Origin of the sequence: Methanosarcina horonobensis HB-1 = JCM 15518, from assembly GCF_000970285.1 — an archaeon.
Classification (GTDB): domain Archaea; phylum Halobacteriota; class Methanosarcinia; order Methanosarcinales; family Methanosarcinaceae; genus Methanosarcina; species Methanosarcina horonobensis.
This window is the reverse complement of the sequence record NZ_CP009516.1, coordinates 1,487,447-1,502,339: the sequence shown is the minus strand read 5'-3', so window position 1 is coordinate 1,502,339 and position 14,893 is coordinate 1,487,447. Positions and strand designations below refer to the sequence as shown.

Below are 14,893 nucleotides of genomic sequence, written 5' to 3'. Positions count from 1 at the left end.
GGAGAAAAGATGGGAAGCTACTCTTTAGAAGATTTTATCCGAAAAACAGGAGAAAGAGCCCCTGGACAGGGAATCTTTGAACTTGAACGGGAACATCTGCTGAGAGTGAATCTCAGAGGTGCAGTATGGACCAAAATGGGCTCCATGATAGCGTACACAGGGAATATAAGGTTTACACGAGAAGGGGCTCTCGAACACGGACTTGGAAAATGCGTAAAGATATCCCTGGCAGGAGAAGGGGTCAGCCTTATAAAAGTAGAAGGAATAGGAAAACTCTACCTTGCTGACGAAGGAAAGAAGGTCTCCGTTCTAAAACTTGAAAAAGACTCTATCTGCGTAAACTTCAATGATATCCTTGCCATTGAAGACTCCATTACCTGGGATATCAAGATGATGAGAAAACTCTCAGGAGTGGTGGAAAACGAGATTTACAATGTAAAACTGGAAGGAACTGGCACAATTGCAATTACCACTCACCATGAGCCTTTGACTTTAAGGGTAACCAGAGAGCGTCCGGTCTTTACTTACCCGAGCTCTACAGTTGCCTGGGCAGGAAACCTTGAGCCGGAAATAAAAAGTGACATCTCCCTGAAAACTAGCGCTGGAAGAAGCACTGGAGAATCCGTCCAGATGGTTTTCAGAGGAGAAGGATTTGTAGTAGTAGAGCCCGGTGAAGAGATTTACTCTCATGCACAGCTCGAAAAAGTAGTTTCGAATGTAAATGTTTATACTTAACCTGGTAAGGGCTTTTTTATCAGATAAAAGAAGAAGGGGCACGGAAAAGTTGTGCCTTCATTTCCTTTTCCATTCAGTTTTCAAAAGCGAGGGCTTCAACTTCATCGCTGCAAGTTGCCGAAAACCTGACTTTTTCTTTTTTTGCACACTCCATTCCGTCTTCCACAGCTTCCCTTATGATATATCCGGCCTTGTGCAGGATAGTATCTCCGATCTGCGGGTCTTTATCCATGCTCCCTGTGCAGGGATAAGAATGGTGAGCGCCTGAGATGGTTTCTTTGTATCCCTGAAGGTCGGTCCAGCTGAGTTTTTTTGCGACAAACCAGGTTGAGCCGCAGGGGGCATCCCTGAGCACGCCTGCTCCTGTGAACATCTTCCCATCGGGACTCATCTCGATCCTGAGAACCGGCTTTCCAAAGCCGAGATCCACGAAAGCGTCTATTACCGGCTTTCCGGTTTTTTCAAGGGCACAGAAGGGTTTTGGAGCCTCAAACTCGACACCTGTGGCTTCAAGTTCTTTTCTGAGCTGCTCAAGGACCCCAGCAGGAGTTTTCTTTGAATCCTCAGCAGGGGCGATTACGGCTTTTGCTCCGGTCTTCTGCACTACTTCGGGAACGGCTGCAAGGAGATCAGGGTGAATGCCTATAGCAAGGATCAGATCACATTCCGGAAGCTTTGGAGGCATGAACTGAGAGGGTTCCTCAATAAATGGCGGCAGATCGTCCTGAAACTCATGAATCCCCACAATCAGGTTTGCATAAGATTTTCTTGCCTGACGGCAGTGGTTGCAGAGCTCACCGCAAGATACGCAGAAATTTGATGAATTTATCAGATTCTGAATAACCTTTCTTCCGAGTTCGCCTGAATAAAGTACAAGGATTCTCATATTTTACTCCCCTTTTTCAAGAATTCCAGAACTACTTTGTAAACTGGTTTTTTTGTAAAAATACTCCGCTTGCTTCATCTCTTATAATGGAAAAAATGCAGAGAGGAAGTCTGTTTTGCGGGAGTTGTTGATATGTTTTTAAAGTGCAGTTCTGACAGAAGATGATTCAAACAGCATATTCTTCTGACAGTGGATGACTTTTTGGCTGTCATCATCTTACTCTACATTGTAATTATTTGTTTCAATCTATAAATAATAGGGGTTTCAGAATAGATATCGGTATCTACATCTATACTCTCTTATGAACCCCCTATATCAGATTAAAAGGTTAAAAAATAGGGAAAAAAAGTAAAAAAAAGGGTAGGAAAATAGGAAAAGTAAAAAAAGGTCGGATAAGGGAAAGATAAGAAGGACATACTGGTGGAGGCATTACAGATTTATTTGAATTAAATATATCTCCGGGATAAAAGAAAGCATTTATTTAACTTATAGTCCGGCCAGGCCCATTGAGGCGCAGGGAGATAGAACTGAAAGATTTTCTCAGGAACCCCGAAGTCGGTTAACAATTAATCGAAGACCACCAAAAAGTCAGTAAAGGATGATTTGGGATAAAAAAGGGAAAAAGATGGAGAGGAAGAGTAAAAAGGAAGAAAAAAACCGAACCTCGGTTTTTTCATTCTCCCAGTTTTAAAGCCCCGTGCGGGCACATCTTGATACACATGCCGCACTGGATGCATTTCTTTTCATCCACGCAGAGACTCCAGTTCTCATCAAAAGCGTAAACATTCATAGGGCAGACAGAAATACAGGCCCCGCATTCAACACATTCTTCCTCATCCCTGTGAATGGGCCGATCCAGAATTGCAACTATTGCTCCTCTTGACTCGAGAGCGTTTTTAATTTTGTCGAATCTGGAATCTTTAACGTCTGCAATCAGTTCTCCGTAAGTCGAGTCGATGTTTGCGACCATAATATTAAGCAGGATTCCGGTTTCGATAATAGACTCGGAGATAATGGGGTTATGTATCCTTTCTGTAGGGATGCAGATCTTTATTTTCATGCTCAGTACCTCCTTGCAAGGAGCTTGCTTATATTGTCGCTTGTGATAATTCCAAGTACTCTTCTCTGAGTATCGATTACCGGCATTGCCGAAACGCCGTAACGGTCCAGCCTGCGGGCTGCAAGGTCTACAGGTTCGTTCGGAGCACATGTAAGCACTTTTTTCGTCATGACGCTTTCTACGGAATCGAAAATATTTTCCGCAACGGCTTTTGAAATGTCCCAGGCAGTCAGGATTCCTACCAGTTCACCGGTATCCGAAACTACTGCAAGGTGGTTGAAAGAATTCTCCCAGATCTTCTTTGCAGCATCCTGAACAGTCTGGTCCTTTTTGATGGTGACAATGAAATCGGACATAACATCTTTTACAAGAGGCACTGCCTGAGTCTGCTTCATGGGTTTTGCCGATCCTTCGCAGCAAAGTCTTTCCACAGGCGTGCTGACAAAGAATGTCCCGTGCTTTACCCATTCCTTGAGCTCATTTGCAATCTTTCTTGCATTCTTGAAGCTTGAAAGGGAAGATGTTGGAATATCCTTTCCTTCAATCTGCACAGAGCCTGACCTGAGTTCGGCATAGTTTACCATCCTGACCACAGGCTTATCCCTGCTGCCCACTGCATAATCAAGTACATTGGTAGTGATATCCTCGTCACGTACTGCAGTTGCGGCTGCGATCTTTTCATTAAGAATAGGGATAGGAATTCCAATTCCCATGTACAGAGTTGTCCCGTAACCTGTAAAAGAGGCGGCTCTTAAATACTCGGGGCTCATCTCTTTTAAGTTTCCTTTAAGCATAAGGGTCCCAAACCCGCTCGAAGGGGAGTGCTGGGTTCCGTTCCCTATAACATAGCCCTGGGCTCCGCCGATAAAAATCCTTGTGCCCGTCCCTATGGTTTCATAGGTAGGGTCATTTGACAGGGGAGAAAGCACTCCTGCGCCGGAGTAAGTGATATTCCCGAAGTTGGGCAGAAGCTCGCCCATGTAAGTATTGAGAATCCTTTTGGAGCTGTTTGTTGCAGCATTATATATCTGGTAGGCGTTCCTGGGGTTGAGAAGAACTGCTTCGTTCAGGTCATCAAGAGTAATTGTCGTATCAAGCACTTTCCTTGGGTAGCAGTCAGTCCCGTAAGAAGTTGCATGCACATTAATTTCTTTTCCCCTGAGCAGGTCTTCAATAACATGTGCCCCACCGTACTGAATCCCGCGCGTGTTAGATATCTGAGCAGCTCCAAGATAAGCATCAACAGCTGCAATTCCGCTGTATGCCTCAACATTATTGAACCAGACTTTCTGAATTTTGATTGGTGGTTCCGAATGACCCAGATTAAGCATCAAACCTGATGAGCACATGGCTCCGAATGTACCTGTAGTAACCACATCCACTTCTCTTGCAGCACCTTCTACGCCGAGGTTTTCAACAATACCAACCATTTCCTCGGCTGTGACTACATTGACACTCCCATCTTCAATTTTTTTATTAATCTCATGAACCGATTTTTCAACCATACGGGTTTCCTCTTTTTATAAACTTATCTAGATGGTAATTTTTGCCAGAATTATATATTACTTGTGATAATCCCTGGGGTAACAGCCACTCTTAGAGAGTTAAAAAGTTCTGGCCTTACATTATTTGGCTTCAGATTACTGCTGTAAAGGTTCCATTTCAATAATCTATAGTCATATTTATGAGCCATATATATTACTTGCGATAATCAAAAATTCATTAACATAAAGGTTATTTCTGGAATAATCAATAACCGTTCACACCATATACAGATTGCATAACATTGAATTCTTAGGGATCAGGGAATGAGTCTATTTTCAGTAAGTTTCTTATGCTTGCAGGATATTACCCGAGACCAGGTGATTAATTGACGCGTGTACTTGCTACCGGGACTTTTGATATTCTCCATCCGGGACATGTTTATTTTCTGACTCAGGCTCGGGCTCTTGGTGATGAACTATTTGTCATTGTTGCCAGGGATTCCAATGTGACTCATAAGCCAAAGCCAGTAGTGCCCGAGGAGCAGAGACTTGAGATGGTAGATGCACTTGGAACGGTAGACAAAGCCATTCTTGGCAGTGAAAAGGACATGTTCGAACCCCTGAAAGAGATCAGGCCGGATATCATTGCTCTCGGCTATGACCAGCATTTTGATATTGAGCTTCTGGAAAAAGAACTTACTAAAAGAGAGCTTCATGCAAAAGTAGTGAGGATCCCCCTTTCAAAGAAATGCCCTCTCTGCAGTACCGGTGCGATTATAAAAGAGGCCCTTAAACGGTATGGGTAAACTTACCCTTACCGTCTATTCTATTTTATGAGAATATTTTTTCGAGCCTGTCAAGAGCTTCACGGATTCTATCAATGGATGTTGCATAGGAAATCCTGATAAAGTCTTCACCTGAAGCTCCGAAAGCAATTCCCGGGGTCACTGCCACGTGAGCCTCCTTCAGGAGCCTTTCAGCAACCTCGGTCCCGTTCCCATACTCACTTACGTTTGCAAAGGCATAGAAAGCCCCGTCCGGTTTTTTGCACTCAAGCCCTATTTTATTCAGTCCGTCAATAAGGATATCCCTGCGCATTTTAAAACGGTCTACCATTGCCTTGACTCCGTCCTGGGGTCCCTGAAGGGCTTCAAGCCCGCCGTACTGAACAAAGGTTGTAGCGCTGCTCACTGAGTGGGACTGGATCTTCTGCAGAAGCTTGAAGATCTCAGGAGGGGCGGTAAGATATCCAAGCCTCCAGCCAGTCATTGCATATGCTTTGGAAAAACCGTTTACAGTAATGGTTCTTTCCTGCATCCCGTCAAAACTGCCAATACTGATATGTTCCCTATCATAGATGATTTTCTCATAGATTTCATCTGAGACTACCAGAAGGTCGTGGTCAATTGCGAGGTCGGCAATACACTGCAGGGTCTTTTTCCCGAATACGCCTCCTGTAGGGTTACCAGGGCTGTTTACAACAATTAGCTTTGTCTTATCATTTATGTACTCGGCGAAGTTGTCAGGAAGGAAACCTTTCTCAGGAACCGTGGGAACCCAGACAGTATCTGCCCCTGCAAAACGGATGCAGGCATCATAAGTTACCCAGGCAGGGTCAAAGAGGATTGCCTGATCCCCATCATCGAGGGCGCCCATCATTATTTCAAAAATCCCCTGTTTTGCACCCGGTGTGACCAGTACATCTTTTTCTGTCACATCCAGACTGTTTTCAGTCCTCAGTTTTTCGGCAATAGCTGCCCTTAACTCCGGAATGCCGGCAGAAGGGGCATAGTGGGTCTTTCCCTCATACATGGCCTTTGCCGCAGCATCGCAGATATTTTTCGGGGTATCGAAATCAGGTTCGCCAAGGCTAAAATTGATAACGTCTGTACCCTCTTTAATCATTCTGGTTGCAATATTGGAGATCCTGATCGTTGCAGATTCTTCTACACGCTTAAGCCTTGCAGATGTCATAGGGATGGTCCTGGTTTATTGCATTTTGCTAGCTTATTGAGGAATCAGGAAATTTCACAGCCGCCGCACCAGTTTTACTGCAGCCTCGACTGCCCTTTTGGCATAGTCGACACGTTCATGAGCAGCCATCCTGGTCATACCCGGACCCGGAATTCCAAGCGTTACAGGCTTGTTAAACTCAAGTGAAAGATCCATAATCTTCCTTGCGGCATGCTGCATAACCACCTGGTCATGGTCGGTCTCACCTTCAATTACCGACCCTATGGTAACCACTGCATCGATATCCTCCCTCTGGCAAAGCTTCTTGATTGCAAGAGGCATGTCAAAGACCCCGGGCACGAGAATGGTCTCTTTAACTGTCGCTCCCAGAAACTCTGCATGTTCTCTTCCAAGCAGCTCCATCTGGTAGGTAAGATCCCTGTTAAATTCAGCTACAACAAATCCTAGGCTGATAGTCATTGAATAAGGTCTCCAGTATTGTTTTTAACTAAAGTCACTAAAGTTGCTTCACATTCTCAAAGGGCCTGCATCCTCAAACCCCTGCCTCTGACCGGTACCGGCTTCCCTGACCAATTTTTCCGGCTTGAAGAGCAGTTTTATCACATTTAAGGCGTGTTCCCGAGTCCTTCTGTCCATGAGAAAAGCGAGTTCTTTCTCGTCTTTTCCTTCGTCCTCATGGACAAAGACCTCGATAATATGGGTATTGGTCATGAGCTGGGCCATAATAAGGCCCTGAGAAGCTTCATGAGCACACATTTTATCTTTTTGCTTACCGCCGGGCATGCCAAGGGCCATTACGATGTCGCAGCCTTCTTCTTCAATGAGTTTTTTGGCTGCTACCGGAAGGTCCTTTATCCCGGGCACGGTTACCCTTTTAATCTGTACGGATACGTTTTTCTGTATCTCGTCGATTGCTGCACGCCCCATATTATAGCGCGCAAACGTGGTATCTGCAATTCCTATTGTAGGCATGTGAATCCGATCGGAATTTAAAGATATGTTCTTCTGGTTTTATTCTTCTGGTTTTCCTGAAACGTTTATAAACCTTGGTTATGAAGGATTTTCAAACCCTCTCACAGCCTGTCAATAACGCGTGCTGCAGCTTCAGTTCCTGCCCCCACGCTGTCAATATAACCCCGCTTATTCAGCACGATTTCCAGCTGCTGGATAGCTGAGAGGACATCCCTTCCAGTTACGATCCCCATGCTTCCAATTCTGAAAATCTTGCCTTTCAGGCGTTCCTGCCCGCCGGCAATAATTACACCGCGCTTCTTCATGTCATTTTTAATGTCTTCCCCGTCAATTCCTGCAGGGGATTTCATCGCAGTGACGGTGTTGGAGTAATGGCTGTATTCGTTAAGCTGGGGGAACATCTCGATGTTCATCGCATCAGCTGCTGCCCGTACTGCTTCGGAGAGGGCTCTGTGCCTTTTGATCCTTGCTTCCATACCCTCTTCTTTAACGATATGAAGGGCTTCCTGAAGGGCATAGAAAAGAGGAATTGCAGGTGTGTAGGGTGTTTCCGGTCTGGGCTTGTCCCCGCTCTTTTTATATGCTTTAAGGTCATTATAGTAGGGTCTCTTCTTCATGCCATTTATAGCCTCAAAGGCTTTTTCGCTTACTGAGACTGCTGCCATTCCAGGGGGAGCTGCAAGGCATTTCTGTGAACCTACGATTGCAATGTCGACACCCCATTCATCGACCTTGACCTCATCTCCTCCAAGGGAGGTTACGCCGTCCATGATAAAAAGAGCATCGTGTTTTTTTGCAAGTTTGCCGATTTCTTCAGCAGGATTCATGATCCCAGCAGAGGTCTCATTGTGGACAAGGGTAATGGCTTTTGCCCCTTCCTCGAGTTTTTCCTTAACCTTCTCAAGGTCTACAGGAAGACCCCATTCAAATTCCAGAGGCACTACTTCAGCATAGAGAGCTGCAAGGTCTTTGAAGCGCTCTCCGAATTTTCCGTTTTCTATAGCAATAACTTTGTCTCCGCTTCCGGCTACAGACCCGACTGCAGCTTCCATTCCCGCAGTTCCGGAGCCGCTGAGTAAAAAAATGTCATTTTTTGTCTGAAAAATATCTGCAAGAATTCCCCTGCAATCAGTATAAATTCCGGCAAATTCTGCACTCCGGTGGTTAATCATCGGTTTTGACATCGCTCTAAGGACTCTGGGTGCAACAGGTACGGGACCAGGCATCATGAGAAGGGTATCTTCCAGATCCATATTTTTATTTACTCCACACTTTTTAAAGATTTAACTCATTTTTGGTTCTTATTTTAAGGGAATTGTGTAAACTCTATAATTTTAATCGTGTAATCCTGAAATAATCTGTGGTTATATTTATCATAGATGCAGTGTGCCAGAAGGGCTGCGCAGTGTTCCATGCTCTGATCATTTCGACTGCAATTGCCATATTTGTTAGATCATTTCAGACGTGTTAAGTGCTGAATTAAATTAAGGATTCAGGTTTAATTGAATCCTAGTATATAATTCATGTGCTTTCCAAGTTCAATCTAAGGCTTCCACATTAAGGGAAAAAGAACTCAGTTTACTGGCCCTGAAGGAGTTTCATCACATCATGTTTTGTCACAACGCCCACAACTGTCCCCTTTTCTACCACGAGTACGGCAGGGTTTCCTTCAAGTATATGCGAGACTACTGATATCGATATTCCAGGAGCTACTGTCGGAAAAGACTCCCCCATTATCCCGGAAACTTTCAACTGAGAGATGGATTTTTTCTTGCTCTCGCCCATCAGCTTTACGATCATATCTTCCGAAACACTTCCAACCGGAATGCCTCTATCAAGCACGGGAATCTGTGAAAACCCGTGAACATGCATAAGGTTTACCACCTCTTCTACCGAGTCTTCAGGAGAAACATGAAGGACAGGGGAATGCATCAGGTCCCTTATGATAATTTGCTGCTCCTTTTCAGCTTCCTCAAAAGCATCAAGGATTTTCCTGACTGTTGAGAGTCTGGGGTCTACATCTCCCGATTCGATGCGGGCTATAAGAGGCTGGCTTACACCTGCCCTTTTAGCCAGGTCGCTCTGGGTAAGCCCTAGTTCATTCCTTCTTTTTTTAAGATCTTCGGGTGTTGGAAGCTGCATATATATTACCGATAGTAATTATGGTATTTAATGGCATTGGTCAACATAATTTAAAGAGTTTATATATAAGTTAGATATAAATGACTTTCGGAGCCGCTCAGCTATTTTCCGGATACGGCCTGTAAAGCTGGTTGTCAATAAATAGTAATACTTAATAATAACCACTTTTAAGAAAAAAACTGTACAAAAACAGTAACAAAAAATTAATTTTTTATTGATAAAAAGGGAGTTTAATGTCAAAAAATATTAAGCCAATAATAAAAATAGAGAATAAAAAATAAATAGGACCTTATAAGGAGAATAAGAGTAAAAAAGGACGAAATAAAGCCAGGTGGTTAATAATTGAAAAAGCCTTCGAGCTGCCTGTGAATCGGTATAGTCAACAAGTGACTCTTTTTTCTTTCTTCTAGACTCTTTTTTCTCTCTTCTATTTTCACAATGCCATTCTCCTTTGTCGAGAGTGACAGAAACGACCATAACGAAAAAACCCGGCTGCAAGAAAATGAAAAAAGTAAAAAAGAGAACGGTAATAAAGAAAAATAGAAAACGGAGTCCCCATTATATTCAAACTTTGATACTCAGATATAATAGGGACTTTCTATTTCTTTGGACTTCCTTTTTCTCAGTTCTCCTTTTATTGCCTGGTAGTACTTCATGGTATCCGGAGTAACTGAAGGTCCGGTCTCTTCAATAGCCTGCAGGAAGTGTTTTTGCTTGACGTTCTTTGCATGGAGGTCCTCACGTAATGCATGCCTTCCTGCTTTTTTACATACAGCTGCAATATCCGCACCTGTGTACTGGTCTGTAAGGGAAACGAGTTTTTCGAGGTCAACATCCTCTGCAAGAGCCATATTCTCTGTGTGAACCCTGAAGATTTCCCTGCGGGCTCCTTCATCCGGAACAGGAACAAGGATAAGCTCGTCAAACCGCCCTGGCCTGAGAAGGGCAGGATCTATCATATCAGGACGGTTGGTTGCCCCGATTACCACAACAGCCCTGAGTTCTTCAAGTCCGTCCATTTCTGACAGGAGCTGGTTAAGGATCCTTGCTGTAACCTGAGGCTCACCTGTAGAAGCCCCTCGAATAGGGGCAAGCGAGTCAAGTTCGTCAAGGAAAATAATAGAAGGAGCAACCTGCCTTGCGCGCGTAAAGACCTCAGCGATTCTTTTTTCGGATTCACCGTACCATTTGGAGAGTAAATCACTTCCTTTGGCAGTAATAAAATTGGCATCGGACTCATGGGCAATGGCTTTTGCAAGAAGGGTCTTTCCAGTACCCGGAGGACCATACAGTAGCACGCCTTTAGGAGCTTCAACCCCTATATCCCTGTAAGATTCAGGGCTTTTCAAGGGCCATTCCACAGCCTCTTTCAAAAGTTCTTTTACCTCTCCAAGGCCGCCCACATCGTCCCAACCTATATTGGGAACCTCTATCAGAATTTCCCTTATTGCAGATGGCTGGACATCTTTCAGGGCATTTTCAAAATCTTCCCTTGTGACCTGAAGGGCATCAAGAATCTCCCGAGGAATTTCGGGTTCATTAAGGTTGATTTTCGGTAAAATCCGTCTCAATGCGCTCATGGCTGCTTCCCTGCAGAGCGCAGCAATATCGGCTCCCACAAACCCGTAAGTTATCTGAGCAAAATCCATCAGGTTTACATTTTCGTCGAGTGGCATACCTCTGGTATGGATCTGGAAAATCTCAAGCCTTCCTTCCGTGTCCGGAACCCTCAGTTCAATCTCCCGATCAAACCTGCCGGGGCGGCGGAGTGCAATATCAATGGCTTCAGGCCGGTTGGTCGACCCGATGACAATCACATTCTTGCGGGCTTTAAGCCCGTCCATCAGGGAAAGAAGTTGAGCGACCACTCTCCTTTCTACTTCTCCGGTCACTTCAGCCCGTTTAGGGGCAATCGAATCAATTTCATCCAGGAAGATAATTGCCGGAGCATTCTTTTCTGCGTCCTCAAAGATATCCCTGATCGCTTTCTCGGACTCTCCATAGTACTTTGACATAATCTCCGGACCGTTAATGGAAATGAAATAAGCATCTGATTCGTTAGCGACTGCTTTTGCAAGCATTGTCTTGCCCGTTCCTGGAGGTCCGTGCAGTAGCACTCCTTTTGGAGCATCGATTCCAAGCCTGTCAAAGAGCTCAGGGTGCTTTAGAGGTAGTTCTATCATTTCCCTTACCTTGCCAATGGCATCCTTAAGCCCACCCAGGTCTTCATACATTACAGTAGGGATATTCTGCTCAGGGGTTATCTCCGTAGCTTCCGGTAAAAGCTCAACCTGTGTCATGTCTGTAATTTTTACTATCCCCGAAGGGGCAGTAGATACTACCTGCAGTTTTATCTCCCCAAGCCCGAAGGACGGCCCGAAGCCCTGCCCGAAAAAGTCCTGGAAGAAGTCCTCGAACATAACTCCTTTGCCGAAAGTTTCCCTTTCTCTTGACCGCCTCAGGCTTGTGGTGGAAATAAAGTCTCCTTTTGAAACCGTACGGTTCATGAATACGGCTTTGAGCGTTTCGCTCGGAGCATAGATCTGCATTCCTTTGGCTACAGGAGCAAGCGTTACGCTCTTTGCTTCTTTCCAGTCTGCTTTGCGGATATCCACATATTCCCCTATGCTGGTCTTTGCGTTCATGCGGATAAGCCCGTCCATACGGATAATGTCAAGCCCTGCATCACTGGGATAAGGGCGGCCTATAAGGGCAGAAGTTGATTTACCGCCTTTGATTTCCACAACATCAAAGGGTTTAAGGCCAAGTTTTTCTCTGAATCTTTCATCAATTCGGACGATTCCTTTCCCGACGTCTCTTTGATCGGCTTCTGCAACCTTGAGTTTTACGATCGATTTGTCCCCATCAGTCAAATAACACCCTCCATCTCCATCAGTAGAATATTCTCCTTAGAAAAATATGAAATATTCTGTAAAATGCAAAAGTAATGCACTGATTTTCAGGCTTATTTAGCCTGAATTACTTACCTTTTTTGCCTCCTCATCAAGCTTTTTTAAGTTGGTAGGAATAGGGTTTTCCTTGAGAAGCTTTGCGAAGTATACCAGATTATGTACCATGTATCTTACTGTTCTGTTTGTATAAAGGTGCCTTTCCCCTCCTGCTTCTATATAACTGGGTCCCGGTCCTGCATCCCCGACCCAGTAGCAGTCCGCATTGGGAGGCACGGTACACCCCAGGTGTGTAAGGCTAAAGAGTATTCTTGAACCTACGTTCTGTGCTCCGTCTTCGTTTCCTGTGACGATAACTCCTGCAACCTTTCCATAAAGGGGGTACTGCCCGGTTTCCGGATTCCCCTCCATATAAGTCCCATCCAGTCTTTCAATCACCATTTTGGCTACGGAAGAAAGCGTACCAAACCAGATTGGACTTCCTATAATCAGGATATCACAGGTTTTAATTTTTTCAAGTATAAAGGGGCATTCATCCCCTTCTCCTTCATCTGAGGTAACCCCGAACGCTATACTGTGGTCAACAACCCTTATGACCTCACTCTCAACATCAAGTTCTTTAAAAATAACTACAGCTCTGTCAATAAGAGCGCGGGTGTTCGATACCTGAGGCACTTTTTTCAGTGTGCAGTTCAAAAAAAGTGCCTTCATAGCCATAGTACATATGTTTCCAAAAGCCGTTATATATACGGGGACGCATAAATGTTCAGAAGGATTGTTACTGAACTAAACTTATTATGGAATTACTTAATTAATAACAGATTTAAAAAAACAAATTTAAAAAAGAACAGATGAGAATAAAATAAAAACATCTAAATAAAAAAGGGAAGATTATTAAAGTTTAAGTTCTTTAGCCATTTCCTGGAAAACTTTTCCTTTATCAGTTGTGATAAAAACACCGTTCTCATGCCTGATGAGCTCTTTTTCTTTTAACAGTTCCAGATACTTCTGAGCAATGTTAAAGTTAAGATTCACTTCATAAACGATATGAGTTTTCTTTGCCCCATTCATCGCTACTCTTAAAATATCTACTGCAATATCTGTCCTGCTTCTTCTCTTCAATACTGACTCCTCCCCCACGTAGATTAGAAATAATCTTTGTAAGAATCAACGCTTATTAAATATATTAAAGCGGATCTTTTTGTAGGTAACAAAGATTCTAAGTCTTTATCGTTCCCCTTTCTATATAACGATATCAGTATTATATAAAGCATTAAGTTTTAAAAAGGAAATTTAACCCGTAATTGATAATAGATAATAAATACAGGTTGCTTCTATATAAAAAAATTCCTTAATTTAAAGGAAATTAAACTCAAAAAAGAGTAGTGGGCCCGCTGAGATTCGAACTCAGGATCCCCGCCGTGTAAAGGCGATGTCATGACCGACTAGACCACGAGCCCAGTTTGCTATCAGTTCTATTTTTAAAGGGATAACTTTACAAGCAGTTGCTTGGAATGCAAGTCCAACATGTCACTAGTTATATATATGTCTTTTGTTTGAAGAGAGCTTTAAAATATTGTTATTACTGAAAAATCATTATAGAATCGTTATAGATTCCTGGTTTGGGCCTGTTGTTCAGAACAAAATAATGATAAGAACTGAGACAGAAGTAGAAAATTGAGTGAACGTTTTGAGAGTATGAAAAGTCCTGTGTTTGCATGTATTCTTTCAGCACTTTTAGTGACAGAATTCTTACAAGCAAAATATATTTATACGAGATTAGCATGATGTATTGTGTGAGCGGGTCTCTCTTTTGTAAGATAACCCCAACCCCCCAACACCCCAATTCATACTCCCCAACCCGCTCATACTTATTCTTATAAAAAGATATAATGTGTTAAATATTTCCTGTTTACCTGACGGATTCCGTGACTGTTAGCTTACTGCTTCCTATTATCAAAGAAGTGCTGTTAATAGATCATCTTATCAGGTCTACCATTACGGATGTGACTGAAAAATCATACAGGCCAAGCCAGTTTTGAGACTACTCAGGAATGCAGGTTACTCAGGAATATTGGAGTGGTACCAGGTAGTACTTAATTGATACTGAACATTATCCAGAAATAAAGATAACAAAATCAGCTGTATCATCACTTTTGTCAGCAAGTTCTTTAAATATGTAATAAAAATGAACCTATTATCAGTACTATTATTTCTTATCTATGTTTCTTTTAGTGTCACTAAGGTCCTTATCATTTTTACCGGGCGGCATATATTCTAAAAAAACGGCATCATGAAATACAGTTTTAGAAAAAATTAACTATAAGACTGTAATTATAAATTGTGAGGTATATAATGGAAAGCTATTTATAGTATGTAATGATTACTCATGCTAAGTGAGCGGGTCTCTTTTCCATAGTATAACCCCAAACCCATATCCCCCAACTATTCCCCCAACTATTCCCCAAACTCCCCAAACCCGCTCACAACTTTTCTCATGACTTTATTTCTCAACTTTTCTTAACACTGTTTAACATTATCCAGTTTTATCTCACCAGTTCCTAACATTGATCAGGTTTTTCTCAACTTCAGTTATCAGGTTCTTAACCTCACCTTATTTGCTGCAGTAACGTTCTCTCGGTCTCATTTATCTACGAAATCATGCAGAATATAGAGTTATCTCTGGTAGTTAAATCAAAGAAATAGATAGGAAAAGAGATATACTAAATAT

Annotated in this window: 13 protein-coding genes and 1 tRNA gene; 2 read left to right on the top strand and 12 right to left on the bottom strand. The window is 43.1% G+C overall.

Annotated features, from left to right (window positions below; genetic code table 11):
* Window positions 1–9: 9 nt before the first annotated feature.
* Window positions 10–735, top strand: a complete 726-nt coding sequence (locus MSHOH_RS06670; protein WP_048138335.1) for an AIM24 family protein — start codon at window positions 10–12, stop codon at window positions 733–735.
* A gap of 73 nt (window positions 736–808) precedes the next feature.
* Here the strand turns inward: MSHOH_RS06670 and MSHOH_RS06665 are convergent, their stop codons facing one another.
* The 3 genes from MSHOH_RS06665 to MSHOH_RS06655 form a co-directional block, all read right to left on the bottom strand.
* The gene (locus MSHOH_RS06665; RefSeq protein ID WP_048138333.1) at window positions 809–1,621 is read right to left on the bottom strand and encodes a DUF166 domain-containing protein; all 813 of its coding nucleotides are present in this window, start codon (window positions 1,619–1,621) and stop codon (window positions 809–811) included.
* Window positions 1,622–2,294: 673 nt separating this feature from the next.
* Window positions 2,295–2,681 (bottom strand): 4Fe-4S binding protein, encoded by a 387-nt coding sequence (locus MSHOH_RS06660; RefSeq protein WP_048138331.1) that lies wholly within the window; start codon window positions 2,679–2,681, stop codon window positions 2,295–2,297.
* Window positions 2,682–2,683: 2 nt separating this feature from the next.
* Window positions 2,684–4,186 carry an L-aspartate semialdehyde sulfurtransferase gene (locus MSHOH_RS06655; RefSeq protein WP_048138329.1) on the bottom strand — a complete coding sequence of 501 codons (1,503 nt, stop codon included), beginning with the start codon at window positions 4,184–4,186 and terminating at the stop codon, window positions 2,684–2,686.
* Between the two features lie 365 nt (window positions 4,187–4,551).
* Here MSHOH_RS06655 and MSHOH_RS06650 point away from each other — a divergent pair, with 365 nt between their 5' ends.
* Complete coding sequence (locus MSHOH_RS06650) at window positions 4,552–4,971, top strand: adenylyltransferase/cytidyltransferase family protein (RefSeq protein ID WP_048138327.1); 420 nt, start codon at window positions 4,552–4,554, stop codon at window positions 4,969–4,971.
* 25 nt (window positions 4,972–4,996) lie between these two features.
* Here the strand turns inward: MSHOH_RS06650 and MSHOH_RS06645 are convergent, their stop codons facing one another.
* The 9 genes from MSHOH_RS06645 to MSHOH_RS06605 form a co-directional block, all read right to left on the bottom strand.
* Window positions 4,997–6,139, bottom strand: coding sequence for a pyridoxal phosphate-dependent aminotransferase (locus MSHOH_RS06645; RefSeq protein WP_048138325.1), 1,143 nt, complete (start codon window positions 6,137–6,139; stop codon window positions 4,997–4,999).
* Between the two features lie 54 nt (window positions 6,140–6,193).
* Window positions 6,194–6,598: a 6,7-dimethyl-8-ribityllumazine synthase gene (ribH, locus tag MSHOH_RS06640; protein ID WP_011032198.1), complete on the bottom strand. Its 405-nt coding sequence runs from the start codon at window positions 6,596–6,598 to the stop codon at window positions 6,194–6,196.
* Between the two features lie 48 nt (window positions 6,599–6,646).
* Window positions 6,647–7,111, bottom strand: a complete 465-nt coding sequence (gene ribC, locus MSHOH_RS06635; protein WP_048138323.1) for a riboflavin synthase — start codon at window positions 7,109–7,111, stop codon at window positions 6,647–6,649.
* Window positions 7,112–7,212: 101 nt separating this feature from the next.
* Window positions 7,213–8,364, bottom strand: coding sequence for a pyridoxal-phosphate-dependent aminotransferase family protein (locus MSHOH_RS06630; RefSeq protein WP_048138321.1), 1,152 nt, complete (start codon window positions 8,362–8,364; stop codon window positions 7,213–7,215).
* Between the two features lie 325 nt (window positions 8,365–8,689).
* Window positions 8,690–9,253 carry a helix-turn-helix domain-containing protein gene (locus MSHOH_RS06625; RefSeq protein ID WP_048138319.1) on the bottom strand — a complete coding sequence of 188 codons (564 nt, stop codon included), beginning with the start codon at window positions 9,251–9,253 and terminating at the stop codon, window positions 8,690–8,692.
* Between the two features lie 578 nt (window positions 9,254–9,831).
* Window positions 9,832–12,126 carry a CDC48 family AAA ATPase gene (locus tag MSHOH_RS06620; RefSeq protein WP_048138318.1) on the bottom strand — a complete coding sequence of 765 codons (2,295 nt, stop codon included), beginning with the start codon at window positions 12,124–12,126 and terminating at the stop codon, window positions 9,832–9,834.
* A 96-nt stretch (window positions 12,127–12,222) separates the two neighbouring features.
* Complete coding sequence (locus MSHOH_RS06615) at window positions 12,223–12,879, bottom strand: flavodoxin family protein (RefSeq protein WP_048138317.1); 657 nt, start codon at window positions 12,877–12,879, stop codon at window positions 12,223–12,225.
* A 177-nt stretch (window positions 12,880–13,056) separates the two neighbouring features.
* Window positions 13,057–13,284, bottom strand: a complete 228-nt coding sequence (locus MSHOH_RS06610) for a winged helix-turn-helix domain-containing protein (RefSeq protein WP_048138315.1) — start codon at window positions 13,282–13,284, stop codon at window positions 13,057–13,059.
* Window positions 13,285–13,548: 264 nt separating this feature from the next.
* Window positions 13,549–13,622: transfer RNA gene (locus MSHOH_RS06605), tRNA-Val, on the bottom strand.
* Window positions 13,623–14,893: the final 1,271 nt, after the last annotated feature.

Bases quoted from the DNA above. Each gene is read 5' to 3' on its own strand.
- MSHOH_RS06655 (WP_048138329.1), bottom strand. From the start codon at position 4,186: ATGGTTGAAAAATCGGTTCATGAGATTAATAAAAAAATTGAAGATGGG.
- MSHOH_RS06645 (WP_048138325.1), bottom strand. From the start codon at position 6,139: ATGACATCTGCAAGGCTTAAGCGTGTAGAAGAATCTGCAACGATCAGG.
- MSHOH_RS06670 (WP_048138335.1), top strand. From the start codon at position 10: ATGGGAAGCTACTCTTTAGAAGATTTTATCCGAAAAACAGGAGAAAGA.
- ribH (WP_011032198.1), bottom strand. From the start codon at position 6,598: ATGACTATCAGCCTAGGATTTGTTGTAGCTGAATTTAACAGGGATCTT.
- ribC (WP_048138323.1), bottom strand. From the start codon at position 7,111: ATGCCTACAATAGGAATTGCAGATACCACGTTTGCGCGCTATAATATG.
- MSHOH_RS06615 (WP_048138317.1), bottom strand. From the start codon at position 12,879: ATGGCTATGAAGGCACTTTTTTTGAACTGCACACTGAAAAAAGTGCCT.
- MSHOH_RS06660 (WP_048138331.1), bottom strand. From the start codon at position 2,681: ATGAAAATAAAGATCTGCATCCCTACAGAAAGGATACATAACCCCATT.
- MSHOH_RS06665 (WP_048138333.1), bottom strand. From the start codon at position 1,621: ATGAGAATCCTTGTACTTTATTCAGGCGAACTCGGAAGAAAGGTTATT.
- MSHOH_RS06625 (WP_048138319.1), bottom strand. From the start codon at position 9,253: ATGCAGCTTCCAACACCCGAAGATCTTAAAAAAAGAAGGAATGAACTA.
- MSHOH_RS06630 (WP_048138321.1), bottom strand. From the start codon at position 8,364: ATGGATCTGGAAGATACCCTTCTCATGATGCCTGGTCCCGTACCTGTT.